This is a genomic window from Streptomyces sp. NPDC021080, assembly GCF_044333225.1.
Classification (GTDB): domain Bacteria; phylum Actinomycetota; class Actinomycetes; order Streptomycetales; family Streptomycetaceae; genus Streptomyces.
This window is the reverse complement of sequence record NZ_JBIRQM010000002.1, coordinates 468,678-494,279: the sequence shown is the minus strand read 5'-3', so window position 1 is coordinate 494,279 and position 25,602 is coordinate 468,678. Positions and strand designations below refer to the sequence as shown.

The window sequence follows — 25,602 nt, the reverse complement described above, 5'->3', positions numbered from 1 at the left end:
ATTCGGCGTTGCCGCGTACATGGGCCACGGCGCGGTCGAGGAAGGAGGTGTCGAGGGCGTGGGTGTTCAACAGTGTTCCTTGCGGCAGACGGAGAGGAGGAAGGAAGGATCTGCTTCGTGTGCTGCGCTGAAAGTGGGCACGCCCGTGTGGTCACACGGACAGCCGGTGGCCATCGCGGTCCGGGTCGATCAACGTGACGGCGGCGACTCCGCCCAGCAGGAGTACGGCGCCGGTGATCAGGACCGCGTATCGGTAGCCCTCGTGCGGACCAGCCGGAACACGGTGGGCAGCCCCTCGATCGCGGGGTCGCGGCCGTGGCTGCCGACCGGCCCTGATCCGACACCGGCCGGCTGCGGGCCGCGCTCGCCGGCTCGCACCGGGAAGTGGCGCTGAGGGTTCCCGGCCGACGCTGATGCGAAAGGTGCAACCAGGCCTGGTTGACAGCGATTTGCGGCTGGCGAGTTCTTGCCATGGCGAGGACTCGCCGTCGTTCGGCCTTCTCGTCGCCAGGACCCGGCCGATAGACCCAGGGGCATGTTCTCTCTCTCCCAGTCTTCCGCCTCCTGGCACAGACGGCGGCACCTGATATCGGCTGCCGCCGTGGCGTCGTTGCTGGCGTCGGGGCTCGCGGTTCTGCAAGAGCCCGCACACGCCGCCCCGAGCAAGCCCACCGCTCCCGCCTCGTCCACGGCGACCCACAAGATCACCCTGGTCACCGGCGACGTCGTCACGGTCACCACGATGGCTGACGGCAAGCAGACCGCTGATGTCGACCGACCGGACAACGCCGTCGGCGGCGTGAAAATGCAGACGGTCAACGGCGATCTGTTCGTCATCCCTGACGAGGCGGCGTCCCTGCTGGGCACCGGCAAGCTGGACCGGCGGCTGTTCGACGTCACCGACCTGATCGACATGGGATACGACGACGCGAAGACGTCCGCGGTGCCACTGATCGCGACGTACGCCAAGTCGGCGTCCCGCACAGCCGTTGAGCCGACAGCCCCTCGGGGCAGCAGGCTGACCCGGACGCTCAAGGGCATTCGCGGTGCCGTGCTCAGCACCCAGAAGGTGCGAGCCCGCACCTTCTGGAACACCATCGCGCCACGGGACAGCAAAGCGATGGGCGCCGGAGTGGCGAAGCTGTGGCTCGACGGTCGGGTGAAGGCCGACCTGAAGGAGAGCGTGCCGTTGATCGGCGCGCCCGAGGCCTGGGCGGCCGGCTACACCGGAAAGGGCGTCAAGGTCACGGTCCTCGACACCGGCATCGACGTCAACCACCCCGACTTCGCGGGCCTGATCGACGGCACGGCCAGCTTCGTACCGGGTGAGGGCATCACCGACCTCAACGGACACGGCACGCACGTGGCCAGCACCATCGCCGGTTCCGGCGCCGCCTCCGGGGGCGACTACAAGGGCGTCGCTCCCGGCGCCGACCTGTACATCGGCAAGGTGCTCGGCGGCGCCGAGGGCTACGGCCAGGACTCCTGGGTCATGGCAGGCATGCAGTGGGCGGCCGAGTCCGGCGCCGACGTCGTCAACATGAGCCTCGGCGACTCCTACCCGACCGACGGCAGCGACCCGATGTCGCAGGCGGTCGACGCGCTGTCCGCGAAGTACGGCACGCTGTTCGTCATCGCCGCCGGCAACGCGGGCCCGGAAAGCATCTCCTCCCCGGGTGCGGCCGCCTCGGCGCTGACCGTGGCCGCCACCGACAAACAGGATCAGCTCGCGTCCTTCTCCAGCACCGGCCCCCTGGCGTCCTCCGGCGCGATGAAGCCGGACATCGCGGCGCCCGGCGTGGACATCACCGCGGCCCGCTCCCAGGAGATGACCGACGGCGGGACGGGCCTGTACCGCACGCTCAGCGGTACCTCCATGGCCACTCCGCACGTGGTCGGCGCGGCGGCGGTCCTGGCCCAGCAGCACCCGGACTGGACCGGCGCGCAGCTCAAGGAACAGCTGATGAGCACGGCGAAGGGCCTGGACGCGGGGTATTCGCCGTACGAGGTCGGCACCGGCCGCGTCGACGTGGCCGCCGCGGTGCGCACCACGGTCCGCAGCACCGGATCGCTGTTCTTCGGGAACCACACCTGGCCGTACGATCCGAGCGGCGGGGCCGTCACCAAGGACCTGACCTTCACCAACACCGGATCCTCCGACGCGACCCTGAACCTGGGCCTGACCGATGAGGGCGGCCCGTTCACCCTGGGCGCGACCACCGTGACCGTCCCCGCCGGAGGCACCGCGGCCGTTCCGGTGACCGGTGACCCGCGATCCGTCCCGGCGGGCCGGCACGTCGGCTACGTGATCGCGACCGACGCGGCCACCGGGAAGCCGGTGACCCGCACGTCCGTGGCACTGCTCAAGGAGGAGGAGCGCTACGACCTGAACATCAAGCTGGTCGGCCGGGACGGCAAGCCCGCCTCCGGCTGGGTCGGCGTCAACCTGGCCGGCGACTCGTGGCCGTGGAACATCTACGTCGACGGCTCGACCACCCTGCGCATGGCACCCGGCACGTACACCGTCGCGGGATACCTCGACGTGGCCGGCGAAAAGGCGGACCGCTCGGGTCTGGCCGTGCTGGTCGACCCGGAGACGGTGCTCAAGGACGGCCCCGTGGATGTGGTGCTGGATGCGAGCAAGGCCCGTCTGCTCCAGACCCAGGCGCCGCAGCGCACCGAGGACCGCCAGCGAAAGGTCGACTTCAACGTCCACTACAAGGGGCAGGACCCGTACACGGACTACCGCAGCGCGTATGTGCTGCCGGCGACGTACGACGACGTCTACGTCGCGCCGACGGAGCCGATGAAGCACGGCGAGTTCCTTCTGACCACGCGCTGGCGCAAGGGCGAGCCGCAACTCGCCCTGAGCGCGGCGGGCGGCCGCCTCCGCTTCGACGCACTGGTGCAGCCCGGCAGCGCACTGGGCACCGCCACCGACAGCCGCGACGTCGTCTACGCGGGCAACGGCGCCCGGACCGCGTACGAGAAGGTCAGGGCCAGGGGCAAGGTCGTTGTCGTCGTGCGCAGCGACGAGGTCTCGCCGCAGGAGCGCGCGGAGGCCGCCGTCGAGGCGGGTGCGAAGGCGCTGATCGTGGTCAACGACGGTGCCGGCGCGCTGATGGAGTACGTCGGCGAGTCGGCCATCCCCGTCGCAAGCGTCCACCACAACGCCGGCAGGACCCTCGTCGCGATGGCCAGGTCCGGCATCGCGAAGCTCACGGTGAAGCAGACCCGGTACACGCCGTTCGTCTACGACCTGACCCGCGACTATCCCCGTCAGGTGCCGAACCGGGCCCTGGTCTACAAGCCGTCCAAGCGTGATCTCGCCCGGATCGACGCGCACTACTACTCGGCGACAGGCGGCACGTCGGCGGAGGGCTACCGCTCCGACTTCACCCTCAGCCCGTCGTTCAACATGCCCGAGAGCGAGTGGCATCCGGGTACGCGCACCGAGTGGGTGACTCCTGGGCAGGTCTGGAGGGAGTTCCACACACAGGGCGTCGACGGACCCCTGCCATGGTCGATGGTGTCGGGCGACAACACGTACTCCAAGGGGAGCACGACGCGTCTGAACTGGTTCGCCCCGGTGACCCGGCCCGGGCAGAGCGAGTCCTTCGGCGTGTACAACTCCCGGTGGCAGAACTACATGACCTGGAACGTGCAGGCGTGGGCATCCGCCAGCGACAACATGCGGCTGGGCGGCTATCTGCCCTGGGGTGAGACGCCGTCCCACCTCCAGGTCTTCCAGGGCGACACGCGGATCTACGACAACCCCGTCAGCGGGGACATGCAGTGGAAGGAGGTACCGGCGGGCAACCTGCCCTACCGTGCCGTCCTCGACGCGGAGCGGCCCGGAGACGTCTTCCGGCTGTCGACACGCACCCACACGGAGTGGACGTTCATGTCCGACACCGTGGACTCGGACTTCTTCGAACCCTTCTCGGTGCTGAACCTGAACTACAAGCTGGACTCGGACCTGCACGGCGACGTCAAAACCCGTGCGGCTCAGGCGATAGCGCTCAAGCCTGTGTCGATGGACGGCGGCACCGTGCCCGGCAAGGTCATCACGGTGAAGCTCGATGTCTCCTACGACGACGGCGCCACCTGGCAGAAAGTGCCCCTGACCAAGGGCACGGGCGGCTACTGGACGGGTCCGTTCAGGACGGCCAAGAAGCCCGGCGGTTTCCTCTCGATCCGCGCAAGTGCCGCCACGAACAGCGGCTTCGGTGTCAAGAACGAGATCATCCGGGCGTACGGGCTGCGATGAACCACGCTGTCAGGCCCCGGGGAGGCAACTCTTCGGGGCCTCTCGTGCCACACCCGCTTCCACCGGAGACTGTTCGGAGTCTGCCGCCATGGCGCATACTCTCCCCGCTGCGACGAGCGGAGGAGAGTCGGTCGCCGATGCTGGATGTTCTGGGCCTCGAACCAGACGATGAGCGGGTCTACCGGGCACTCCTCGGACGCCCGAACTCCACCGTGGTGCAACTGTCGGATCCGCTCTCCCTGACACAGGATCAGGCCGACGATGCCCTGTCCCGTCTCGTCGCATGGGGACTGGTGACCGGATCGGCGGACGGTCGGTTCACCGCCGCACCGCCCGCCATGGCGCTCGGCGCCCTCATCAGCCAGCGCCGGGACGGGCTGCGCGCGGCCGAGCACGCGCTGGTCACCCTGGCCGAGGAGCACCGGGCGGCCATGACCGCGAGCAGCATCGTCGATCTGATCGAGATCGTCACGGGCATCGACGCCGTCCGTCATCGCTACCTCCAGGTGCAACAGGCCGCCCGCACGCAGGTCCGCACCTTCATCACCGCACCGTTCGTCGCCCTGCCTCCCGACGAGAACACGGCCGAACCCATGGCTCTCGGCCGTGGCGTGAGCTTCCGGGCGGTACTGGACCGGGCCGTCCTGGAGGAGCCGGGCATCATCCACGACGCGATCGATTCCCTGCGCAACGGTGTGCAGCTGCGGATCGCCGACCAACTGCCCATGAAACTCATGCTGGCCGACACCGAACTCGGCCTCGTCCCGCTCGCGACCACGCCGACCGGAGAACCTGGAGCAGTGCTGCTGCACCGCAGCGGCCTGCTGGATGCGATGGATACGCTGTTCGAGACGGTGTGGCGCACCGCCCACCCGCTGGCGCTGCCTGCCGACGAAGAAGCCGAAACCACCGTCGAACTCGAAACAGAGGGTCCAACAGCCCTCGATCGAAGGATCCTCGCGCTCCTGCTGGCCGGTGTGACCGACTTGACCGCAGCAACACAGCTGGGCCTGTCGCAGCGCACGATGCACCGGCGATTGCGCCGGCTCATGGACATAGCCGGAGTGCGGACCCGGATGCAACTCGGCGGTCACGCCGTCCGGCACGGCTGGGTGGAGGCCTCGGAGACGAGGCAGACGTGAGTGCGCTGGTCGCAACGCTCGGCAGCCGCCAGGCGTTGCCCGACGCGAAGAGACGAACGTTGCCCAGAAGATCATTCCGTCAGGATTTCCGAGCTTCGCTTTTGTCCCCGCGAGTGCCGGATCGCAGGTCTTGCGGCTGTTTTGACTGCGGGATGCCAGGTCGCCGGGCCTCGTCGGGTGCCTTGTGGGCGGCCTGCGGAGCGTCCGCAGGGGTGCGGCGGCTCGGCCGGTGTTCCCACTGCTGCCTGAACGTGACGGCAGCGACGGGGGCCGTACACCGCGCGCCTGCGCGGACTCCGTGCCGGACTCCGTGCCGGACTCCGTGCCGGGCTCGGAGGCGGGTCCGGAGGCCGGAGACCGAGCGGGCGGGTCCTGATCGGGGAGGAGAGCGAGCGGGCGGGCACTGATCAGCGAGGGGCACCGGACGGGTGGGACCCGCCCGGCGAGCGACCGGGCGAGTGGGACCCGCCCGGCGAGCGGGACCGGGCGGGTGTGACCTGATCGGCGGTCACCGCGTCACGCGTGTCCCCTGAGGTCGCGTCCGGTGACCATCTCCGATTCGATCCTCACGAACACCGTGTTCCGCAACGGCATCCAGGACGTCGGGCCGACCTGCGACAGCCGTTCGTGCTCGGCGGCGCCGGTCACGACGGTGGCCCGTCCGGTGACGACCACACTCCAGCCGGACCGGGTCTCCGTATCGAACTCGTCCGCCTCGAAGGCGACCACGACGCCGTCGATCGCGCGGACGAGTTCGGAGTCCGCCGAGGTGCGCAGCAGGACGGAGTCGTCCGTGTCCAGACAGAAGTTGACCGGGAGGACCGCGGGCAGCGCCTGCCGGGTGTACACCACGCGGCCGACCGGAACCTTCGCCAGGAGGCGCAAGCACTCCTGCCGGTCGAGTTCGTGAAAGGTGTCTTCCTGGGACATCCAGCCATGGTCCCTCCGCGCGCCGGGGCCGAATAGGGCCGGTCGGCCCTATTGGGAGGGAGCCGAAAGGCAGGTCCTCGTGCCGGACGGCCCAGGGGGCAGGGCCTCGCGCACCATGAACACGTCCACCGGATCCTCCGACTCGACGGTGAACCCGTACCGCTCGTAGAGCCGCCGGGCCGGACTGCCCTGGAGCACGTTCAGCCGGACCCGGACACCGGCGCGATCACACCGCTCCAGCAGCTCGCTCAGCACGCCCGAGCCGATGCCGCACCCCTGGAGTCCGGGCGCCAGATAGAAGTGCTCGAGCCACTGGGCATCCTTTGCCGGCCGCAGGGCGACGGACCCGGCGAACGCGCCACCGACCTCGATCACCCAGGTGTGGGCCGGGTCGAATCCGTCCCGCAGCCGTTGGCGCACGCGGTGCGGGTCGTAGCGTCCGAGCCGCTCCAGATCGGCCCGCATCACCACCGCGCGCAACTCGACCACCGCCTCGACGTCCCGGAGCGACGCCGGACGAAGATCCCAGTCGGTCATGATGATCACACTATCGCGCGGGATCGGTCAGAGGCCTGCGGCCTTCCGTTCGTCCTCCGTCAACGGGGGACCGTCCAGAAGGGGCTCCTTCCGGCCGAGGAAGACACGGAAGAGCATGTCGGGCGCGAGGAGCCGGGCCGGGGTTCGCTCCATGCTCATGACATCCAGGAGTACCCGCAGGGCGTGGGGGTTGCGCGCCCCGGCATCGACCGCGCGGTCGATGTACCCGGCGGCGACACGTTCCAGTCTGCTCGGCGCCCCGTCCGTGGCGCCCGGGTAGAGGATGTCCTGGCCCACGGCGAGATCCCAGGCCTGCCCCACGGGGAGTGCCGCGCGACGCTGGATGCGCACGGCCGTTTCCGGGGAGTCGAGAGCGTGCCTCGCGAGCACCCGCTTGAGCGCCAGGACGCTCTGCGCGGCAGCTGTCAGGCCGTGTCCGTAGACAGGGTTGTATCCGGCGACGGCGTCTCCCAGGACGGCGAAGCCGGCCGGCCAGCTCGGCGACTTCTCGAAGTAGCGCCGCTTGTTGGCCGTGCTGTGGGTGGTGACGACGTCGGTGAGCGGTTCCGCCCCGGTGAGGAGGTCTCCGATGACGGGATGGGCCAGAGAGCGGGCGAAGGACACGAACTCATCGTTGTCGCGACTGGGCCGGCCTCCTCTGGTGCCGGAGAGGGTGACGAGCCACCGGCCTTCCTCGACGGGGAGGATGATGCCGCCCCTACCCGGTGGCTGCCGGGGGTCCGCCTGCACGTTGACGATGGGGAAGTCCACACCCGTGGAGGCAGGGGCCCGGTAGATCCGGCTGGCATACCCCACGCCGGCGTCGACGACACGCTCCTCCACCGGCGGCAGGCCGAGGTCCGTCAGCCAGACCGGTGCGCGGCTCGCGCGTCCGGTGGCGTCGACGACCAGGTCGGCCGAGAGGGTCCCGTCCCCCGCGGCGTCGTGTGTGCGCACCCCGGTCACGCGGTCCGAGTCGCCTTCGAGGGCGATGAGTTCGGTCCGCTCGCGCAAGGTCACGCGGGGGAGCCGGAGGACTTCGGTACGGATCGTGGAGTCGAGCAGATCGCGGCTGCACACGAGGCTGTGGTGATGGGCGTCGTCGAACCGTCTGAACCACTGGCCGGAGGGCGCCTTGCTGACCATGCCCGACATGATCGGTACGCGGCGGGCGCCGCGCCCGATGAGCTGATCCGTGATGCCCGGCAGCAGGTCCTCGAGGGCCCGCACCCCACCGGACCAGAGCAGATGGGCGTGGCGGGCCTGAGGCAGTCCCTTGCGCGGGGCCGGCAGTCGGGGCAGGACGTCGGACTCGACGACCGTGACGTCCGCGTGCTCGGAGAGCACGGCCGCCGCGAGCATGCCGGTCATACCTCCTCCCATCACGAGCGCGGCAGGCCGACGACCGGACGATCTCTCGGGCATTGGCGGGAGCACCCTTTCTGGCGGCCGTCCGGCCGTGAAGGCTCCTGGCAGGCAATCGCCGCCAGAAGCACCGGAGTTCGAACTGCGGGGGACAACGTACCGTCACGTCCACGGACACCGCGGCGTGGACCGGGACGACGGGACGTCCGGCGTACCCGGCATCGGCCGGCGGCGCGGTCCTTCCGACGGGAGCGGCACCACGTACGCGGTCGCTCTGCTGCCGCGATCACTCCAGGTGTGCGTTCTGCAGGGCCGCGCGCCGACGGGCTGCCGCGACGATGGGCGAGGTCTCGATGGCCCGGGCGAGCCTGACCCTGGTGTGGGCTCTCTCCACGGTCTCGAGAAGCTTCACCTCCGGTGCGTGGTACGCGCTGTGACGATCCGTCACCTGCATGCGGGCCGCGGCCAGCATGGCGGCGTCCGCCACCACCCTCGCGTCCTCCAGCACCGCCTGTGGCGCGCCGGAATCCGCCGACGGGACCGACTGGCGAAGCGCCTCGGCGTAGGCGGCGTCGCGGATCTCCATGTCCAGATAGGGCACGCAGGCCAGGACGCCGTCCAGGATCGTGATCTCCTGCTGGGTCAGTCGCACCACGGGAGAGGTCCACCAGCGGAATTCCGCTGTGGCCGGGCCGCGCAGCTCGCACAGTTCCGCCCAGAGCGGCTTCTGGAGCCGGTAGCGGTTCCAGGCTCGTACGTTGTCCGCGAGAGGAGGGCCGAGGCGGGGCAGTGCGAAGCCGGCGGCGACAAGGATGCCGGCCGTCGCGACCAGGGGCGGCGACACGTCGGTGCTGAGCCAGTCCCAGTCGTGGCCGGTCCAACGGGCGGCCATGGAGGTGTACTTCGCGACTTGGTAGGACAGGTCGAAGCAGCTGCCGATGCAGATCAGGGTCAGACCGGTGCGGGTGGCACCGGTGATCATCCGGAGCCAGCCGAGGCACATGCCCGTCAGGGCGACGGTGGCGAAGGTGTGGAACACCAGGTACAACAGGATCATTTCGCGCATGTACGGTGTATTGGCGTAGTAGGTGTCCATGTCCCGTGTCCGCTCGACGGGCGCGTCGGCCAGCCCGAAGAGCACCACGATCCCGATGATCACCAACGTGTAGAGGGCCACGACCAGAAGAGTCCGCCGCTTGAGTGCGGAGCGCGGCCCGCCCCGCCACGCGATCATCAGGGAGAGGTATGCGGCGCTCAGCGCGGACATGCCGGAGTACACCAGCGGTCCGGAGAAGTTGGCTATCCCGGTGAACGCGTTGACCGCGGTGATCGTCGGGGGCGCGGAGAGGACGCACACGGCGGAGCCGATCAGCAGGATCGCGCTGCTGGGCAGGGTCGCAGGCTCCCGCCACCTCCCCTTCAGGGAGGGGACTTTGACCACGACGGCGATCAGCAGGATCGCCCCGGGGACGTAGAACACCAAGCTGCTGCCGTTCATCCCTCACGGGCCTTCCGGGTAGGGGCTCGCGTGCGGGTTCACCGCGAGCCTGGGCGTGAGGACTTCACGGCGCGGCCGGGGACCGGTGCGGATGCGGGCGCGTAACCGTGCCCCGGAGCACGCGAAGGGCTCCGGCGGCTCCCCGGGCGTACCGGTCCGGCGGGGGAGCGGCGCGGTCGTGGACCCCGCGGGTGGGGTGGCGGAGGGGCTCATGTGGATGATTTCTCGCCATCCTCGATGTGGTTGACGGCGGGAGGGGACGGCACCGCGCGATCCGCGTGGACGGCGGCCACGATGGGCGAGCTGCGCAGGGCGCGGGACACGCCCACGAGAGCGGCGCGCGCGGTCGGGACGGCGGAGTCCCCGGGAACGCGCGGTGCGCGGGTGCGGCCCTGACGAGTGGCCTGGGAGGCTGCGCGGATCATCGCCGCCTGACCGATGAGAGCGGCGTCCGGGCCGGTGCTGCCGGAGGCTTCGGCGGCCGATTGCGCGCGTGCGCGGAACTCGTCGTCGAGCTGTGGACGCACGAGGCTCAGCCCGTCCTGGATGCCCGCCTCGCGCCGGGTCAGGTGGACCTGGGGCGAGGCGTACCAGCGGATGGGCGCGGCGAGGGACGTACCGGGGCTGGCGCCACTGAGTTCGTCCCACAGCGGCCCGAGTCGTACGTAGGCGGCAAGAGTCCGTCCGGTGGCGACCGCCCAGGGCCCCACCAGGGGCAGCAGGAATCCCACGATGGCGAAAGGGGCGGCCATGGCCGAGAAGAGGGGGGAAAGGGTGGTGCTGAGCACGTCCCAGTCCCGGCCGCTCCTGTGGGCGGCCACCGCGGCGAGCTTGAGGCCGCTGAAGGAGAGGTTCAGCAGCCAGCCGACGCACAGGATCCACAGGCCGGCACGCAGCCAGCCGTGGACCTGGAGAGCCCAGCGCCAGCACATCATGGTGGTGACCAGGGCGGCGGTCATGTGCGCCAGGAGGTACAGCATGATCATCTCGCCGATGAACGGCGCCGACGCGTAGTACGTGTCGAAGTCGGTGCGGCGTTCGTCCGGAGTGTCACCCAGGCCGAACAGGAGGATCAGGACGGCGACGACCAGCGTGTACGCGAGGAGCCAGTGTCGTGAGACCCGGCGCACGTGTTCAGGTGACCCGCCGCGCCAGTGAACGATCAGCAGCAGGCAGGAGGCGCTGAACCCGCTGATGATGATGTACACCAGCAGACTCGAGGCGTTCGGGATCCCGCTGATGCCGTTCACCGCGGCGATCGTCGGCGGAGCCGCGAAGAAGAAACCCGCGCCGCCCACGGCGATGACGACGCAGACCGACCGGACGAGTGGGTCGCGCCAGGCTCTCCGCAGATTCGGAAACTTCACGGCGAAGCAGATCCACAGAGCGGCGGCGGGTATGTAGTAGGCGAAGGAGTTCACGGCTCAGACCTGCCGACGACGGTTTCCCAGCGACGCACTGATGCGTCCGGCGATGTCACCGCGACCCGTGGGTACGCTGCCGGGCTCGCTCTCCAGCCAGACGCGGAACCGCGTGGCGGCCAGCAGGCCGAACGTCTCGGCGGTCCTCTCCTCGTCGTGCTCGAACTCCGAGCGCGCGGCCACCCTGCGCACCGTCTCGTCGAGTTCGGGCAGATCCGGGCGGGTGGAGATCATCCGGGTCGCCACGGTCCGGCCAACGGCGTGGTTGCCGCAGGCGCCGTCGAGCAGGTGCCAGACCTCGTGGAAGAAGATCGCCAGCTGATGGAGCGGGGTGGCTCGCTCGTCGATCACGATGATGTCGCGGTCGTGCAGGTCGAGCCAGAGACCGCTGGCCGTCCGGTGCGGGAACTCCTTTCGCAGGACGGTGAGTTCCCGTCCCGTCTTCGCGCTGACCAGGCGGATCAAAGCGTCGAACAGGGCGTCCGGCTCGGTGGGGACCGGCAGCGCGACACCGGCGACCAGTTCGTCGACGAGACGACGCATGACCCTCCCCTTGCGCACTGTTCTCCCCCCAGGAAGTGCGAGAAGCCTGCGGCTTCGTGTCGGCGTTCTTCGCTCTGCGTCTGTCGAACCGTCCACGGGTGCGCCCGCATGCCGGACCCTGGCCGGCTGTCCGTCGGTGTTTCCGGCCGGCCGGTCGGTGCCGATCCGGGGCGGTGACGCGGTCGGTCTCCGTACGCAATATGCCAAACCCGGGCTTGCCGTGCACGGGGCAACCAATCGAAGGTGACACCGGGGTGGGCCATATGATGCTGAACAAGTCCGATATAGGCAGACTCGTGAGTGCTCGGCCGGATGACTGGTTATTGCCGTCGTCCGTACAGTCCGAAACGCCCCTCCGGCGGCAGCGACGGCGTCGGCCGCCGCCGCTCGTGAATCGTGGACTCATCTGTCGTCCGTCCACCGGGGAAGCGTCCGGGGAAGCGTGCTTCGTGCCCCCCGCTCTGCGGGCCGGTGAGGCGGGGGACGAGCGTCCACGAGCTTGCCCCCCGCCCCGGCGGGCGGGAAGGCCGGGACGACCGTGCCCAGGCCGTCGCCCGGGCAGTCCGAAGGAGAACTGGTCATGACCCCATTCCTCACCGCGCGAGCCGTCCGGACGACCCCGGAGGGCCTGTTGTGGGAGCCCAGCGGACGCTGGGTGCGCGGCTGCCGGGGCGAGGTGACGGTGGTGGACAGCAGGCACCCGGTCCTCGTGTGGGAGCCGGAGGTACCGGTGCCGACGTACGCCTTCCCTCGCGAGGAGGTGCGCGAGGACCTCCTCCGGCCTGCGAGGAACCCCCCGACGGGCAGGCACACCGGATCGCGGATCTTCTACGACCTCGAGCTCGACGGCGAGCTGCTGGAGAACGCGGCCTGGACGTTCCCCGCCGCCGACCTGGCCGGACACATCGCCTTCGAGTGGTTCGGGCGGGTCGGCCGGGGCCTGGACCACTGGTACGAGGAGGAGGAAGAGATCTTCATCCACCCGCGCGACCCGCACAAACGGGTGGACGCCCTGGTGAGCAGCCGGCACGTGCGGGTCGAGATCGACGGCACCCTCGTCGCCGACACCGTCCGCCCGGTGCTGCTCTTCGAGACGGCGCTGCCGACGCGGTTCTACATCCCGCGCGAGGACGTCCGCCTGGAACTGTTCGTCCCCACCGACCACCACACCGGCTGCCCCTACAAGGGCACGGCCGAGTACTGGTCGTGGCGGGGCGGTGCCGCCGTCCCGCCGGACGTCGTGTGGAGCTACCCGGATCCGCTGCCCGCGGTGGGCACGATCAAGAATCTCCTGGCCTTCTACAACGAGGCGGTCGACATCACCGTGGACGGCGAACGCATGGAGCGTCCCGTCACCCCGTTCACCGGGATGCTCGCGCGGCAGATGCGGAGCTGACGGAACAGGGCCCGTGACCGACGGCCCGCACGGTGCGGGAGGCCCGTCGTGACGCGGCACGGTGTACGGCGACGCAGATCCTTCCACCGGGCGACACGAGGGTTGCGCTCCGGGGCTGAAACGCCAGTCGCGGAGGGGGCCGGGGATGCGTCGAGCACCGATCGGCCGGATCATCCCGTACGTGATCGGCGGGAGCCTCCTCGTCGGCTCCATCGCCCTGCACCTGCACAGCCGGCACGAGCGGGCTTTCGCCGCCGCCTTCCTGCTCGGGGCCTGCTGCCACCTCCTCTTCCACCAGTGGCGACAGCAGGGCGATACGGCCGCCCGGGCGTGGTGCCTCGCGGGTGTCGCCCTGTGGGCACCCACGGTGGCCGTGACGTCGTTCGACGACAGCGCGGCGGCTCCGGTCGCCGGGCTCGCGGGACCGGTGGGCGTCGCGGGCGCTCTCACCACCCTCGTGCGCACGGCGCGGCTCCGCGGGGAGCCGGCCCCCACGACGCCCGACGACTGATCACGAGCGACCGTGGACAGACCGGGCCCGGTCGCCCGCGGTGATGGGCCCCTGCGCCGAACCCCAGCCCAGGAAAAGGGCGTTGGCCGTCCTTCGGCCGGTCGACGGCGGAGTATCGCGCGGGGCGGAAACGGCGGGGCGCCCCGGCTCGTTGCGGGCGGGGGCGCCGCCGCGTGCGGAGGTCAGCCGTGGGTGGGGAGTACCTGGTAGCACTTGCTCAGGTGGACGCCGTACGGGGTCATCCTGTCGTCGCCCCAGTAGATGGTGTTCTGCAGCGACTGCCACAGCTTGTCGCCGGTGTCCTTGCCGGCGACGCCGTCCGGCGACAGTCCCGAGTCGGTCTGGAACTGCTTGACTGCCTTGAGGGTGTCCGGGCCGAACGAGCCGTCCGATTCCGTTCCCGCCCCGGTCTACGAAGGCGCATTTCGAATCCCCCTGATCGTTCTGTCGTCGGACGGCCGGGATTATCACCGGAGTGGTCGGCGAAAGGCAAAGGGCTTTTCGGCGACGTCGCCCGAAACTGTGAGGCGGAAATTTTGTGGGTGCCCCAGGTGTCCAACATCGGAACCGGATCCATCGGTTCCATGATCGAAAATAAGTCAACTCGATAGAGGCTCGATAATCGGCACTCGGAACCTTTGATTCCAATGTGGATCATGTGACGATCCCTTCATGCGAAAGATCACGCGTGCACTCGTCACGGTCGCCAGCAGCGCCATGCTCGTCATAGGCTTCACGTCCTCCGCCCACGCCGATGGGAATGTCACCTGGAAGAGTGACTTCACCGGTCTGTGTCTTGCCTCCATCGACAACAACTGGGGTGACCCGAGCAATGTGGCCATGCGCGGCTGCGGAAATGCCGGGACCAGCTGGCACGACCAGAGTCTCGGTGACGGGACCTATCTGATGAAGACGAACAGTGACACCGACTATTGCCTCACCGCGTACAGCGACCACGACGTCTACATGGAAAAGTGCTCCGGCAACATCTGGCAGCGCTGGCACGAGGAGTGGGACGGCGGCCGCGGCGTCTGGCGGCTGAAGCACGAGGCGACGGGGTGGTACATCACCGACTACGACCGTGGCCTTCAGATCGGAGTCGACCCGCTCAACTCTCCGGACAACCGCCAGTGGTGGCACTGACCCGGTAGGACCACTCAGGCCCTCGGCCCCGCGCGCCGTTTCGGCGGCGGGGCCGAGGATTTGAGCCGCAGCCGCCCCGGGCGGCCGGCCGAAGCGGCGACCGCTCAGCCCCTCAGGTGCCCCAGCACGGACCGCAGCGCGCGTTCTACGGCATGGCGTGCCTGCTCGGAACGGTCGGTCGTCTCGAAACCGTGGCGGCCGTGCGGCACGTCGATCACCTCGACATCGGCATCGCACTCCTTCGCGGCGGCCAGGAACTCCTCGACCGTCACCGCGATCTCGGCGCGCTCCAGCTCGACCCTGGTCAGCACGACCGGCAGCCGCTCCGCGCCGCGTACGGCGACCGCCGGACGGAACCGGGGACCGGCGAACCCCCAGTTCGGCATCGGCGCGAGGACCGGATACGTCGCCGCCACGCACCGCAGCCACGAAGGGGGCGCCGCGAGCCAGTCCGCCGACAGCAGCCCCCCGGCGGAGAAGAACCACAGTGCCACGCGGTCCGCGTCGACCCGTGGATCGGCCCGTACGAGGTCGACCGCCGCGGCGATGTCCTCGGCGGCCCGTCCGTAGTCGTCGAGACCGTGCAGCCGATGGTCCACGGTCACGCCGACCGCACCCATGCCCGCCACCGAGCGGGCGTATCCGACGAATCCCGGCCAGTCGCGAGGGGTCGGCCGCACATCGGGGTGGACCGGACCGCCGTGGACGAACACCACCGCCGGCCACGGCCCCTCGGCCTCAGAAAGGCCGTCAGGGAGGTCACCGCGCACACCGTCGTCACCGGGCAGATCACCGGGGAGGTGGAGATCGACCCGTCCGATCCGCTCGCGGCGCCGCTCCGGCACGTCCAGCAGGAACGGGCGCAGATGCCCCGGCTGTTCGCTCACCGCGGCGGTCACCCGGTGGCCTTCCCCCGCGGCGGCCCGGAGCAGTGTCCGGGCCACCTCGTCCGGGCGGGAGAGCATCGGCCAGTGCCCGGTGTCGAGTTCGAAGAAGGTCACCCGGGGCTCGGTGAGCGCCCGGAGCCCGGGGTCCCCCAACGCCACCAGGCCCTCGACCATCGCGATGCTCGAACCGTTGCCGGTGCACAGCACGCCGGTCGCCGGCAGAGCCCCGGCCGCTCCCGTCAGCCGCAGCGGCCGGGTGAGCGTGCCCACCGGCTGCGGGACGGCGTTCTCCGCCAGGAGGGCCAACAGGTCCGACGGGATCCCGGCGACACTGCCCCACCGCTGCCACGCGTCGGGCACCGGCGGAGGGATCAACCAGTCGCCCTCGTACTCGCCCTTGCCCTCGTGCTTGTCCTCGTCCGCGTCGGCCCGGGCCGACAGCCGGTCGCGTACCTCCTCGTCCGGCACCAGGGCCAGTGCCCGGTCGCCGTGTCCGGGCATCCCCGCGTCCAAGTGGACGATCCGGGCGATCCGTTCGGGCCGGCGGTCGGCCGCGCCGAGCACCGGGTGGATGCCGTAGCAGTGACCGACCAGGACCACCTCCTCGGCGTCCACCTCGTCGATCAGCCGCAGCAGATCGTGGATGTGCGTCTCCAGGTCCGTGCCGGGCCCCGCCGGACGGTCCGGGTCCCCCATGCCGGTGAGCGTCACCGGATACGCCCGCGCACCCGACTCCCGCAGCCGGGCGGCCACTTCCTCCCAGATCCAGCCGCCGGTGTGGGCACCCGCCACCAGGATGAACGCCGTCATCTCCGCCTCCTCGCACTGTGGTCGGCGGGGCCGCGCGTACCGGCGCCCCGCGCTCGCCGGTACGGTAGGAACTCCCCCTGAGGGAGGTTCAAGTCCGTGTCTTCCGAGAGCACCTGGAGCATCGGAGAGCTCGCCGAGCGCGCCGGCGTCACCGTCAAGACCGTCCGCTTCTACTCGGACCGGGGACTGCTGCCCGAAGGGGCCCGCAGTACCGGCGGTCACCGGCGCTACGGTCCCGAGGCGCTCGACCGGCTGCGCCTGATCCGCTCCCTGCGCACCCTCGACCTGCCGGTTCCCGAGGTGGAACGGATCCTCGACCGGGAGGACACGCTCGAGGACGTCGTCGCCGGGCAGCTGCGGCAGATCGGTTCGCGGCTCAGCGCCCTGCGCTGGCAGGAGGCGGCCCTCCGTCTGGTCCAGGACTGCGCCCCCGAGGAGCGCGCCGCCCGCCTGCGGCTGATCGGCGCCGTGTCCGTCCCGCCCAGTACCGCCCCGCTGGCCCGCTTCTGGCGGCGCTGGCTGCCGCCGCGGCTCCCGGCCCGGCTCGTCTCCGCGATCGTCGACCACTCCGTTCCGCAGCTTCCCGAAGGCCCGACACCGGCCCAGGTGCTGGCCTTCACCCGGCTGCACGCCTTCGTGACCGCCCCGTGCCCCGGCACGGACAACGGGCAGCCCGCGGCACACCGGCCCGACGGGGGCCGTCCGGCCGTGCTCTACGACGGACTCGTCGAGGCGTACGCGCTGGCGTCGCCGCAGCTCCGGGCGGACCGGCCACCGCGAGCGGGCGAGGCACTCGACTGCTTCGTCTCCGCCTACGCCCGCTCACGCGGCACCCGCGACACGCCCGCCTTCCGCCGCGGACTCAGCGGCCAACTGGCCGCGGACCCCCGTATCGACCATTACTGGAACCTCACCGCCGAGGTCACCGCCTCCCCGGACCCGACCCCGGGCGCCGTCCACGACTGGCTCCGCGCCGCGCTGGACGACCAGATCGCCGGTGCGGCCGGCTGACGGCCGGCCGCACCCGTCGGCTCCGGAAGCCCGCCGCTCAGAAGGACCACCGGGTATGGGTGTAGACCCCGTTGTCGCGACCGAAGCCGTAGGCCGTGGCAGGGGGCACCGCGTACACCGTCGCGTGTCCCTTGCGGAACGAGTCCCCGATGCCGTGGAAGGTGCCCTCGGGCGAGGTGATGTGCGGCCCGTATTTCGCCTCGTACGCCGCGATCACCCGCTCCAGCGTCGCCGGATCGGCGACGGGCTCGGCCGTGCCCTCGACCACCAGGTCGAGCCCTTGCGTGAGCGAGTTCCCTCCGGTGGTCAGCGCGCAGTGGCCGTCATGAGCGAGGTTCCTCGCCTTCTGCTCCCCGGCACCGGTGGAGAAGTACAGCACCCCGTCGTGCCAGGCGGCGATCACCGGAGTGACGTGCAGCCGGCCGTCGGGCCGCACCGTGGACAGCCAGAAGATCTCGGCGGCCTCCAGGTGCCGCCGGCCCTCGGCCCACGCGGTGGCGGTGACGTCCGCGGCACCCGGGCGCGGATTGAGTGCTGAGCTGTACCGTGCGTCGAGTTCCGCGGTGGGCTCGTTCACGGGTTCCTGCGTCGGCATGGCGGATCTCCCTCGTTCTCGCTGACAACGACGACACCTGTTCCTGACGACGACAGCTGCGCCTGGCGGCGGCTGTCCCTGATGACGACCGGTCGCGCGCCCCGAAATCATCGCCGCGCCGGGGGGATCTTCCGGCGGGGCACCCGTGAGAGGGTGGTGATATGGCCATCACCGTGCGTCCGGCATCGGAGGTGGAGGACGTCCGGGCGCTCGTCGGCCCGAAGTCCCCGACGGCCACCGTGTGCTGGTGCCTGAGCCACCGCATCCCGGCCGGGCTCGACAAGGAACTCCGCGGCCGGGCCCGCGGCGAGTACGTCGCCGGGCTGTGCCGGAAGGATCCCGCTCCGGGAGTCCTCGCGTACGAGGGCGCCGAGCCGGTCGGCTGGGCCGCCGTGGCACCGCGCTCGGACACGGCGTACGCCCGCAGCCGTACGATCCCGCACATCGACGACCTCCCGGTGTGGTCGCTGTGGTGCGTCCGCGTGCGGCCCGGTCATCGGAAGAAGGGCATCTCGCACGCCCTCATTGCCGGCGCGGTCGACTTCGCCCGCGCGCACGGCGCGCCCGCTGTCGAGGCGTACCCCCTGGACAACGGCGAGGCCGAGGTGGACGTGACGATGGCGTACGCCGGCATACGGAAGAACTTCGAGCGCGCCGGGTTCGTGTACGCCGCCGACACCACCTCGGTGCTGGCCGGTCACCCTCGCGTCCTGATGCGGCTCGACCTGCGCTGACATCCGTTCCGGACCTGATCGGGCCCGGCCGGGAAGGCGCGTACGGGCCGAGCCGCGGCCGTCCACGCCGTGCGAGCGGTCCGAGCCGTGCGAGCCGTCCTGTGCGTCCGAGCCGTCCGAGCTGTGCGAGCCGTCCCGACCTCCCGGCTCTCGTCCCGTCCGGATCAGGACGCGACCAGGGCGCTCAGCCCGTAGCCCAGCTCCGAGCCGTCGACCAGCAACGCCTCGACCGTACGTGTAAGAGGGTCGATGTCGGCCACGATCCCGTCCCCCGCGTAGCGCGGGTAGCCGGTCTCGCCCGTCTCGCCGGTCGCCTCGACGACCGCCGATCGCACCGCCGCGTCGCGCGCGGAGACGGCGTCCTTGTTCTCGACGTACTCGGGGACCAGCAGGACGGTGAATCGCTCAGGTTCGGTAGTCACGCTCCGGTATTCAAGCGCCTCGCCCGTCGTCCGTCGCGCAGGCGCACGGCAGTTCTTCGCACCCCGGTGGTCGGCCGAGCGGGCGGCGACGGTCGGATCACGCTTCCCGCGTCGGGCCGGCGCCGCGGCCCGTCGGTCACGAGGCGTCCGGTACAGGGGCGTCCGCGGGCTCGAGCGGGGCGGTGCCGGCACCGGGCCCGGGGACGGATCCGCCGCGCAGTTCCGGGGTCCTCGCGCCGACCCAGAGAACCGCGCACAGGCAGAGGAGCCCGCCGCTGACCAGGGCGGTCGCCCCCGAGGTCCAGCCGGCGACGACGCCGCCGCGCAGATTCCCGAGGTTGGGTCCGGCCTGGCCGACGATCTGCTCGGCCGCCGTCACCCGGCCCAGCAGGGCGTCCGGTGTGTGGGTCTGCACGATCGTGCTGCGCGAGATCACCGAGACCGCGTCGGCGGCGCCCGCGAGGGCGAGGAGCGCGAGCCCGGCCCACGGATCACGCACCAGGCCGAACGCCGCGAGCGCCACGCCCCACAGTCCCGCCCCGCAGAGCATCACCGGCCCGGGACGGCCCAGCCGCGTGATCGTCCCGGACAGCGCGGACGCGGCGATGCCGCCGACGGCGAGCACGGACAGGAACAGACCGAGGGTGCGGGGACTGCCGCCGAACCGTTCGGCGTTGACCAGCGGGAACAGACTGACCGGCATCGAGAGCACGGTGGCGGCCAGGTCGGTGATCAGGGCGCCGCGGACCGCCCGGTGACCGGCCAGGAAGCGGAGGCCGTCCAGCACTCCGTGCACTCCGGCCCGGGACGGCTCACCCGTGGGCGCAAGGGCGGGCAGTCCGAACGCGCCGTAGAAGGCGAGCCCGAAGGACAGGGCGTCGAACAGATAGCAGGGGCCGATGCCGGCCCAGCCGAGCAGGAGGCCGCCGAGCGCCGGGCCCAGGAGCATCATGGTCTGGCCGGTGACCTGCTGGAGCGCCAGCCCGGCCGCCACCTGCTCCTGCGGCAGCAGCCTCGGCACGAACACGCCCGCCGCGGGACCGCCGACCGCCGAGCAGCAGGACTGCGCGGCGACCAGCGCGAGCACACCCGCCACCGGAACATGCCCGGTGAAGCCCTGCACCGCGAGCAGCAAGGAGACGGCGGCCTGACCGACGGTGGCGAACAGGAAGATCCGCCGACGGTCGCCGCGGTCCGCCCAGGAACCGGCGAACAGCCCGAACACCACCATCGGCAGCGCCTGCGCCAGTCCCACCGCACCCGTCCAGACCGTGCTGTGCGTCATGTCCCATACCTGGTACATGACGGTGACCATGGTCATGAAGCTGCCCAGCACGGACACGGTCCGGCCGATCAGCAGCCGCCTGAAGACCGGTGACGTACGCAGGGGCCGGACGTCGATCAGGGTTCGGGTGAGGCTCATGAGGGACGGCGGGAGGCACGGGGGTCGTTCACGTCGCGCAGGGTAACGGGCGCCCTCCGGCCAGGGCGAATGGTTTTGGCCCGGACCGCGAGTGCCCCGCGGGGCCCGGCAGTTTCCCGTACCGGCCGGGCTCTCGGAAGGAGCGAGCGCGTCAGTGCGTCCGACGGCGGGCCTCCTTCACCTCGCGGTGGACGGCCCAGGCGTCGGCGACCGGGCCCAGGTGGCCGAGCTTGTCCGGGTTGAGCACCGAGCGGATGGCCTGGATCCGCCCGTCGAGCACGTCGAGGGCCAGTGTGTGCAGGATCCTGCCGTCCGGGGCGTGGAAGACCGCGCCGGGCTGGCCGTTGACCTCGTGCGGCTCGAACGTCACGTCGATCCGGGCCATCGCGGGGAACGCGGAGGCCAGCAGCCGTGCCACGTTCCGCGCGCCGACGACGGCCCTGGCCAGGTTCGGGGCGTTGCCGCCGCCGTCCCCGACCATCTGCACGTCGGCCGCCAGCAGGCTCTGCAGGGCGTCCACATCGCCGTCCCGCAACGCGTCGAAGAACCGCGCCGCCAGTTCCTGCCGCTCCCGGCGGTCCGCCTCGAACCGGGGCCTGCCCGCCCGCATGTGCCGTCGAGCCCGCACCAGCAACTGTCGGCACGCCGCCTCCGAACGTCCCACGGCCGTGGCGACCTCGTCGAAGCCGAAGGCGAACACCTCCCGCAGCACGAACACGGACCGCTCCAGCGGGCTGAGCCGTTCCAGCAGGAGCAGGGCCGCCATCGACACGGAGTCGGCCAGCTCCGCCGAGCGCTCCGGATCCTGGTACGGATCGCTCAGCAGAGGCTCGGGCAGCCACGGACCCGCGTACTGCTCCCGCCGTACGCGCGCGGAGCGCAGCACGTCGATCGACACCCGTGTCACCGTGGCCGACAGGAAGGCCTTGGCCGACGTGGGCAGGGTCGTGGAGCGGTCGAAGCGGAGCCAGGTCTCCTGCACCGCGTCCTCGGCCTCGCTCACGCTGCCCAGAATCCGGTAGGCGATCGAGAACAGCAGCGCGCGCAGCTCCTCGAACTCCTCGGCCTTGCTCACGTCGGCTCCCCTTCCCATCGATCCTGCCCTGCCCTGCAACCGGTTGCCGGTGTCGATCAGTGGAACTGTCCGGGTTCGTAGGCGCCGGCCGGCTGCCGGGTGATGATGTTCAGCCGGTTCACCGCGTTCATGAAGGACACCAGCATCACCAGAGCGGTGAGCTGTTCCCCGTCGTAGTGCTTGGCGGCGTGCGCCCACACCTCGTCGCCGACCCCCGGCGCCGCGTCCGCGACCCGGGTGCCCGCTTCCGCCAGCTCCAGCGCGGCGCGCTCGGCCTCGGTGAAGACCGTGGCCTCCCGCCATGCCACGACCAGGTTGAGCCGCACCGAGGTCTCGCCCGCGGCCGCCGCCTCCTTGGTGTGCATGTCGACGCAGACGGCACATCCGTTGATCTGGCTCACCCGCAGCGCCACCAACTCCTGCGTCGTGGCCGACAACGCCGAGTCCTTCAGCACCCTTCCGGCCGACATGAGGTGCTTGAGCACCTTGCCGGCGGCCGGGTCGGCGAAGTAGTCCAGTCGCGCGTCCATCGTGGGCCCCTCTCGTTCGTCCGTGGTCACACCCCCGAGACGAGACAGCCGGTCCGCCTGTGACATCAGCGAACGCGACCCACGTCACACCGACACCCACCGGCCGGGCGGTCTCGGCCGGGGCGGCCGGTTAGCCTGCCGGGATGTCACAGCTGTCGCTCGCACCGCTCGGTTTCTCCCCCGAGGAGATCGCCGAGGTGGTCGGGCTCTACGCGAGCAATCCGGAGTACTGCCGGGCCGCCGGCGAGTACGACCCCGAGGACGTCCCGGCCGGCAGGGTCGAGGCGGATCTACGGGAAGAGGCGGGCACCGAGGGCTGCGAGGTCCTGCTCGCCCGTGACGAGCGGGACCGGATCGTGGGCCTGCTGTGCCTGCTCGACCGTCATCCCGTCGACGGTCACCCGTGGATCGGGCTGCTGCTGGTGCACGGGAGCCTGCACCGGCGTCGGATCGGAAGGCGGCTGGCCGGGCTGGTGGAAGAGCGGTACCGGCGCGAGCACAGGGACGGCATCAGGCTGGCGGTTCTGGAGAACACCCCGGCATCTCTGGCCTTCTGGAGCTCCCTGGGCTGGCGGGAGATCGACCGCCGGACCGACCGCCAGTACGGCCGCCCCTGCGTCGTCATGCACAAGCAGCTGACCTGAGGCTCTCCCCGGACCCCGTCCGCCGCGTTCACCGGAGCGCGAACGACGCCCGCTGCCGCCACCGTGATCCGTCATGGACCATGAGGTCGACCGACGCCACGCGGGCGACGACGGGGAGCCGGCCCCGAAGGTCGGCCTCGGCCTCGTCCAGGACGGCGTCGTCCTGCCCCTGGGCGACGGTCAGATGCGGCACGATCTCGTCGAACTCGCCGCCGAAGGGCGGGGTTTCGGGCCACCGGTCCACGACGGCCTCGGTCAGCGCGCGAAACGACGTGTCAGCTTCCGGGGCAAGGTACAGGATTCCGGGGAACCGCCCGCAGCGCTCGAACCGGGCCTCGAAGGACCGGTGACGCCCGATCACGCCATCGACGGCGGCCAGGGTCCCGCCGTCGATGCGGCTCTCGTGGAGAAAGGGGAAGAGCACGGTGACATGGGCCGGCACACCCGCACGGACGGCCGGGTCCAGCCGGTCCCGCCACGCCCGGACCACGGGTTCCGCCTCGGGGACTGTCACCACCAGTCCCGAACGGCCTGCTTGGCTGCTGCTGGAGTCGTCGGCTGTCATCGCCCCTGTCTATCCGTGGCCGAGGAGGGACGCGAACGATTTTCGAGACCTGTCGTCGGTGCCGTTCCTCGCCTCCCGCTCGACCACCCCGCTCGGCGACGCCCGTTGTGCGTGCCGGGGGAGGACGCCAGGCCCCGTCACGGCCGCAGCCCCGCCTGCCTGAGCGTCAGCCTGGACAGGTCCGCGATCACCCGCTGGTCCCCGCGGCGCCAGGCGTCGGCGAGGCCGCCCGGCGGAGCGGGAATCGCGGTGAGATCGCGCTGCGGTCCGGTCAGGGCGCGCAGGGCGAGCAGGTCGGCGCCGCCGGGAGCGTCCAGGAGGCGGCGCGTGGTGGCGCTGCGCCGGATCCAGCGCAGACGCGGCGGAAGCCACAGCACCAGGACGATGGCCACCGAGAGGACGATCAGGGCCACCGCCGCCAGCAGGGCCACGCGGCCCACCAGGTCCTCCAGCGACTGTCCGGCGTCGGAGAGACCGGTGGCGGCGTCGGCGGCGGACCGGAGCGGCTTCTTCAAGGAGCCCCCGACGAACGGCACCTTCGACGCCGCGTCGCCGGCGTCGTCGAGGCCGCCGGCGAGGCTGTCGCCGGCGCTCTGGGCCTTTCGCCCCGGCTCGGCCAGCAGCATGATCGCGTGGTGGACGACCAGGGCGAACTTCACCGCTGCCGCGATCAGTGCCACGGCGATCAGGTCGGCGACCACCTGACGGCTCCGGCGCGCTGGGGTCTGGGCGTAGAGGCGCATGGGCGTGCTCCTGTTCCGGCGATGCCGTGGACCGGACCGGCCGTACGAGGTGCCGCGGCCGTGCTGCCGAGGCCGGGCCGGTCGTGTGCGAACGGGGGAGTGGAGGCGGGTTTCGGGGAACGGGGAACGGTTTTCCACGGCCGGTGAGGTGCGTCGACGTGGTCGAGCGGTGGTGGTGCTGGTGTGCCGGCCGGAACAGCCGGGGGCACGGTGGGCGGGTTCGAACGCTTTCCCGGGCAATGGTGACATTCCGTCAGGGCGACTTCCCGTCTTTCGCGCGGTCGTGCGGGTGTGTGGTGCGTGGTGGAGACGGGAGAGGGCTCCGGCCGTGGCTGCGGACAGCCCGGCGGTCCGGGTGGACAGCCCGGCGGCGGTGGCCGGTGGACTGTCCGGCAGGTGTGGCCGACGTGCCGGCCGGGGAGCACCGCCTCGTTCAGCCGCGGCCCGCTCGGGCCAGGGCCTGTTCGGCCTCGGCGGCGAGGGTGGCGACAAGGTCGGCGGCGGGCGGCAGGTCGGTGACCAGGTCGACGCCCTCGCCGGCCCAGACCGGCACGGCGGGCACGTCCCCGCTCGCCACATCGGCCTCGTACGCCAGGCGTACTGCCGCGGGGTCCGCCGCGAGTTCCCTCTCCCGGCCCCGCCACAGGTCGAGGTAGGGGTGGCCCAGGGTGCGGGCCGTGTACCGCTCCGGCCATCGGGACCTCCGGGCGATGTCGAGGATGCGGTTTCTCTCCGTGTCCTGCCCGCGTCCGGCGACGAGCGCCTGGGCGGTCGACGGATCGACGAGGGCTTCGGCCGTGGCCTGGAAGCGCGTGCCGATGACCGCCCCTTGGGCTCCCAGGGCCAGGACGGCCGCCACACCCCGGCCGTCCGCGATCCCGCCGGCCGCCAGTACCGGTACCCCGTCGGCCAGGTCCACGACGACCGGCACGAAGGGGAGCGTGGACCGCCCGTGCCGGGCGCCGTGCCCGCCGCTCTCGGTCCCCTGCGCCACGACGACGTCGGCGCCGAGGTCCAGGGCCTGCCGGGCCTCTTCGAGATCGGTGACCTGGATGATCACGGCCGCGCCGGCCGCACGGACCCGTGCGGTGAACGGGCTCGGGTCGCCGAAGGAGAACATCACGGCCGTGGGGCCGTACTCCAGTGTCTGCTCGATCACGGCGGTGCCGGCCGCCCAGGTCTGGAACCCGGCGCCCCACGGTCTCCCGGCCCCCGCCACGATCGGCAGCTCTCGCGCCAGCCAGTCCGGATCGCCCCCTCCGGCGCCCAGCAGTCCGAGTCCGCCTCCCCGCGAGACGGCCGCCGCCAGCTCGCCGCCGGCCGATCCGCCCATCGGAGCCAGGACGACGGGGTGCCGGACACCCAGCAATGCCGTGAACGCGGTCGACAAGGCCATGACCGTCATCA

23 protein-coding genes and 1 pseudogene are annotated in these 25,602 nt (G+C 71.1%); 8 read left to right on the top strand and 16 right to left on the bottom strand.

The features are described 5' to 3' along the window. The first annotated feature begins 601 nt into the window (after positions 1 to 601). A complete protein-coding gene (locus ACH4S8_RS06200) occupies positions 602 to 4,270 on the top strand; it encodes a S8 family peptidase (protein WP_398391392.1) in 3,669 nt (1,222 codons plus the stop codon). 137 nt (positions 4,271 to 4,407) lie between these two features. Beyond that, a complete protein-coding gene (locus ACH4S8_RS06195; RefSeq protein ID WP_398391390.1) occupies positions 4,408 to 5,412 on the top strand; it encodes a transcriptional regulator TrmB in 1,005 nt (334 codons plus the stop codon). A gap of 516 nt (positions 5,413 to 5,928) precedes the next feature. On the opposite strand, the gene ACH4S8_RS06190 is transcribed toward ACH4S8_RS06195, so the two are convergent. From ACH4S8_RS06190 to ACH4S8_RS06165, 6 genes are all read right to left on the bottom strand, one after another. After that, entirely contained in the window at positions 5,929 to 6,342 is a 414-nt protein-coding gene (locus ACH4S8_RS06190; protein WP_398391388.1) for a pyridoxamine 5'-phosphate oxidase family protein, read from the bottom strand. 48 nt (positions 6,343 to 6,390) lie between these two features. Then, a complete protein-coding gene (locus tag ACH4S8_RS06185; protein ID WP_398391386.1) occupies positions 6,391 to 6,879 on the bottom strand; it encodes a GNAT family N-acetyltransferase in 489 nt (162 codons plus the stop codon). Positions 6,880 to 6,906: 27 nt separating this feature from the next. Further along, positions 6,907 to 8,304 (bottom strand): FAD-dependent monooxygenase, encoded by a 1,398-nt coding sequence (locus ACH4S8_RS06180; RefSeq protein WP_398391384.1) that lies wholly within the window; start codon positions 8,302 to 8,304, stop codon positions 6,907 to 6,909. A gap of 226 nt (positions 8,305 to 8,530) precedes the next feature. Continuing rightward, complete coding sequence (locus tag ACH4S8_RS06175; protein WP_398391383.1) at positions 8,531 to 9,742, bottom strand: hypothetical protein; 1,212 nt, start codon at positions 9,740 to 9,742, stop codon at positions 8,531 to 8,533. Between the two features lie 209 nt (positions 9,743 to 9,951). Further along, complete coding sequence (locus ACH4S8_RS06170; RefSeq protein ID WP_398391381.1) at positions 9,952 to 11,163, bottom strand: MAB_1171c family putative transporter; 1,212 nt, start codon at positions 11,161 to 11,163, stop codon at positions 9,952 to 9,954. A 3-nt stretch (positions 11,164 to 11,166) separates the two neighbouring features. Then, the gene (locus ACH4S8_RS06165; RefSeq protein WP_398391379.1) at positions 11,167 to 11,706 is read right to left on the bottom strand and encodes a toxin-antitoxin system, toxin component; all 540 of its coding nucleotides are present in this window, start codon (positions 11,704 to 11,706) and stop codon (positions 11,167 to 11,169) included. A 580-nt stretch (positions 11,707 to 12,286) separates the two neighbouring features. Here ACH4S8_RS06165 and ACH4S8_RS06160 point away from each other — a divergent pair. Further along, on the top strand, positions 12,287 to 13,102 hold the full coding sequence (locus ACH4S8_RS06160; RefSeq protein ID WP_398391377.1) for a DUF427 domain-containing protein: 816 nt from the start codon (positions 12,287 to 12,289) through the stop codon (positions 13,100 to 13,102). A 145-nt stretch (positions 13,103 to 13,247) separates the two neighbouring features. Next, complete coding sequence (locus tag ACH4S8_RS06155; protein ID WP_398391375.1) at positions 13,248 to 13,613, top strand: hypothetical protein; 366 nt, start codon at positions 13,248 to 13,250, stop codon at positions 13,611 to 13,613. A gap of 182 nt (positions 13,614 to 13,795) precedes the next feature. Here ACH4S8_RS06155 and ACH4S8_RS06150 read toward each other — a convergent pair. Further along, positions 13,796 to 13,996 (bottom strand): annotated as a pseudogene (locus tag ACH4S8_RS06150) (peptidoglycan-binding protein); the annotation flags it as partial. 289 nt (positions 13,997 to 14,285) lie between these two features. On the opposite strand from ACH4S8_RS06150, the gene ACH4S8_RS06145 reads away from it, so the two are divergent. Next, positions 14,286 to 14,756: a hypothetical protein gene (locus ACH4S8_RS06145; protein ID WP_398391373.1), complete on the top strand. Its 471-nt coding sequence runs from the start codon at positions 14,286 to 14,288 to the stop codon at positions 14,754 to 14,756. A gap of 104 nt (positions 14,757 to 14,860) precedes the next feature. Here ACH4S8_RS06145 and ACH4S8_RS06140 read toward each other — a convergent pair whose 3' ends face one another. Continuing rightward, entirely contained in the window at positions 14,861 to 16,453 is a 1,593-nt protein-coding gene (locus ACH4S8_RS06140) for an alpha/beta fold hydrolase (RefSeq protein ID WP_398391371.1), read from the bottom strand. Between the two features lie 96 nt (positions 16,454 to 16,549). On the opposite strand from ACH4S8_RS06140, the gene ACH4S8_RS06135 reads away from it, so the two are divergent. After that, positions 16,550 to 17,464: a MerR family transcriptional regulator gene (locus ACH4S8_RS06135; RefSeq protein ID WP_398391369.1), complete on the top strand. Its 915-nt coding sequence runs from the start codon at positions 16,550 to 16,552 to the stop codon at positions 17,462 to 17,464. 37 nt (positions 17,465 to 17,501) lie between these two features. Here the strand turns inward: ACH4S8_RS06135 and ACH4S8_RS06130 are convergent, their stop codons facing one another. Next, positions 17,502 to 18,059, bottom strand: coding sequence for a pyridoxamine 5'-phosphate oxidase family protein (locus tag ACH4S8_RS06130; protein WP_398391367.1), 558 nt, complete (start codon positions 18,057 to 18,059; stop codon positions 17,502 to 17,504). 161 nt (positions 18,060 to 18,220) lie between these two features. Here ACH4S8_RS06130 and ACH4S8_RS06125 point away from each other — a divergent pair, with 161 nt between their 5' ends. Continuing rightward, the gene (locus tag ACH4S8_RS06125) at positions 18,221 to 18,793 is read left to right on the top strand and encodes a GNAT family N-acetyltransferase (protein ID WP_398391365.1); all 573 of its coding nucleotides are present in this window, start codon (positions 18,221 to 18,223) and stop codon (positions 18,791 to 18,793) included. 164 nt (positions 18,794 to 18,957) lie between these two features. Here ACH4S8_RS06125 and ACH4S8_RS06120 read toward each other — a convergent pair whose 3' ends face one another. The 4 genes from ACH4S8_RS06120 to ACH4S8_RS06105 form a co-directional block, all read right to left on the bottom strand. After that, entirely contained in the window at positions 18,958 to 19,215 is a 258-nt protein-coding gene (locus tag ACH4S8_RS06120) for a hypothetical protein (protein WP_398391363.1), read from the bottom strand. 136 nt (positions 19,216 to 19,351) lie between these two features. Next, complete coding sequence (locus ACH4S8_RS06115; protein WP_398391361.1) at positions 19,352 to 20,638, bottom strand: MFS transporter; 1,287 nt, start codon at positions 20,636 to 20,638, stop codon at positions 19,352 to 19,354. A 151-nt stretch (positions 20,639 to 20,789) separates the two neighbouring features. Next, the gene (locus ACH4S8_RS06110; protein ID WP_398391359.1) at positions 20,790 to 21,713 is read right to left on the bottom strand and encodes an RNA polymerase sigma-70 factor; all 924 of its coding nucleotides are present in this window, start codon (positions 21,711 to 21,713) and stop codon (positions 20,790 to 20,792) included. 56 nt (positions 21,714 to 21,769) lie between these two features. After that, positions 21,770 to 22,243, bottom strand: coding sequence for a carboxymuconolactone decarboxylase family protein (locus tag ACH4S8_RS06105; protein WP_398391357.1), 474 nt, complete (start codon positions 22,241 to 22,243; stop codon positions 21,770 to 21,772). 143 nt (positions 22,244 to 22,386) lie between these two features. Here ACH4S8_RS06105 and ACH4S8_RS06100 point away from each other — a divergent pair, with 143 nt between their 5' ends. Next, complete coding sequence (locus ACH4S8_RS06100; RefSeq protein ID WP_398391355.1) at positions 22,387 to 22,887, top strand: GNAT family N-acetyltransferase; 501 nt, start codon at positions 22,387 to 22,389, stop codon at positions 22,885 to 22,887. Between the two features lie 28 nt (positions 22,888 to 22,915). Here the strand turns inward: ACH4S8_RS06100 and ACH4S8_RS06095 are convergent, their stop codons facing one another. From ACH4S8_RS06095 to ACH4S8_RS06085, 3 genes are all read right to left on the bottom strand, one after another. Beyond that, complete coding sequence (locus ACH4S8_RS06095) at positions 22,916 to 23,452, bottom strand: 2'-5' RNA ligase family protein (RefSeq protein ID WP_398391353.1); 537 nt, start codon at positions 23,450 to 23,452, stop codon at positions 22,916 to 22,918. Between the two features lie 137 nt (positions 23,453 to 23,589). Further along, entirely contained in the window at positions 23,590 to 24,195 is a 606-nt protein-coding gene (locus tag ACH4S8_RS06090; protein ID WP_398391351.1) for a hypothetical protein, read from the bottom strand. Between the two features lie 433 nt (positions 24,196 to 24,628). Then, positions 24,629 to 25,591, bottom strand: coding sequence for an NAD(P)H-dependent flavin oxidoreductase (locus ACH4S8_RS06085; protein ID WP_398391349.1), 963 nt, complete (start codon positions 25,589 to 25,591; stop codon positions 24,629 to 24,631). Between the last annotated feature and the right edge of the window lie 11 nt (positions 25,592 to 25,602).

Excerpts from the sequence above, each read along its gene's own strand:
- ACH4S8_RS06195 (WP_398391390.1), top strand. The coding sequence starts at position 4,408 with ATGCTGGATGTTCTGGGCCTCGAACCAGACGATGAGCGGGTCTACCGG.
- ACH4S8_RS06105 (WP_398391357.1), bottom strand. The coding sequence starts at position 22,243 with ATGGACGCGCGACTGGACTACTTCGCCGACCCGGCCGCCGGCAAGGTG.
- ACH4S8_RS06085 (WP_398391349.1), bottom strand. The coding sequence starts at position 25,591 with ATGGCCTTGTCGACCGCGTTCACGGCATTGCTGGGTGTCCGGCACCCC.
- ACH4S8_RS06090 (WP_398391351.1), bottom strand. The coding sequence starts at position 24,195 with ATGCGCCTCTACGCCCAGACCCCAGCGCGCCGGAGCCGTCAGGTGGTC.
- ACH4S8_RS06115 (WP_398391361.1), bottom strand. The coding sequence starts at position 20,638 with ATGAGCCTCACCCGAACCCTGATCGACGTCCGGCCCCTGCGTACGTCA.
- ACH4S8_RS06160 (WP_398391377.1), top strand. The coding sequence starts at position 12,287 with ATGACCCCATTCCTCACCGCGCGAGCCGTCCGGACGACCCCGGAGGGC.
- ACH4S8_RS06145 (WP_398391373.1), top strand. The coding sequence starts at position 14,286 with ATGCGAAAGATCACGCGTGCACTCGTCACGGTCGCCAGCAGCGCCATG.
- ACH4S8_RS06190 (WP_398391388.1), bottom strand. The coding sequence starts at position 6,342 with ATGTCCCAGGAAGACACCTTTCACGAACTCGACCGGCAGGAGTGCTTG.
- ACH4S8_RS06175 (WP_398391383.1), bottom strand. The coding sequence starts at position 9,742 with ATGAACGGCAGCAGCTTGGTGTTCTACGTCCCCGGGGCGATCCTGCTG.
- ACH4S8_RS06100 (WP_398391355.1), top strand. The coding sequence starts at position 22,387 with ATGTCACAGCTGTCGCTCGCACCGCTCGGTTTCTCCCCCGAGGAGATC.
- ACH4S8_RS06130 (WP_398391367.1), bottom strand. The coding sequence starts at position 18,059 with ATGCCGACGCAGGAACCCGTGAACGAGCCCACCGCGGAACTCGACGCA.
- ACH4S8_RS06125 (WP_398391365.1), top strand. The coding sequence starts at position 18,221 with ATGGCCATCACCGTGCGTCCGGCATCGGAGGTGGAGGACGTCCGGGCG.
- ACH4S8_RS06140 (WP_398391371.1), bottom strand. The coding sequence starts at position 16,453 with ATGACGGCGTTCATCCTGGTGGCGGGTGCCCACACCGGCGGCTGGATC.
- ACH4S8_RS06185 (WP_398391386.1), bottom strand. The coding sequence starts at position 6,879 with ATGACCGACTGGGATCTTCGTCCGGCGTCGCTCCGGGACGTCGAGGCG.
- ACH4S8_RS06165 (WP_398391379.1), bottom strand. The coding sequence starts at position 11,706 with ATGCGTCGTCTCGTCGACGAACTGGTCGCCGGTGTCGCGCTGCCGGTC.
- ACH4S8_RS06180 (WP_398391384.1), bottom strand. The coding sequence starts at position 8,304 with ATGCCCGAGAGATCGTCCGGTCGTCGGCCTGCCGCGCTCGTGATGGGA.
- ACH4S8_RS06155 (WP_398391375.1), top strand. The coding sequence starts at position 13,248 with ATGCGTCGAGCACCGATCGGCCGGATCATCCCGTACGTGATCGGCGGG.
- ACH4S8_RS06095 (WP_398391353.1), bottom strand. The coding sequence starts at position 23,452 with ATGACAGCCGACGACTCCAGCAGCAGCCAAGCAGGCCGTTCGGGACTG.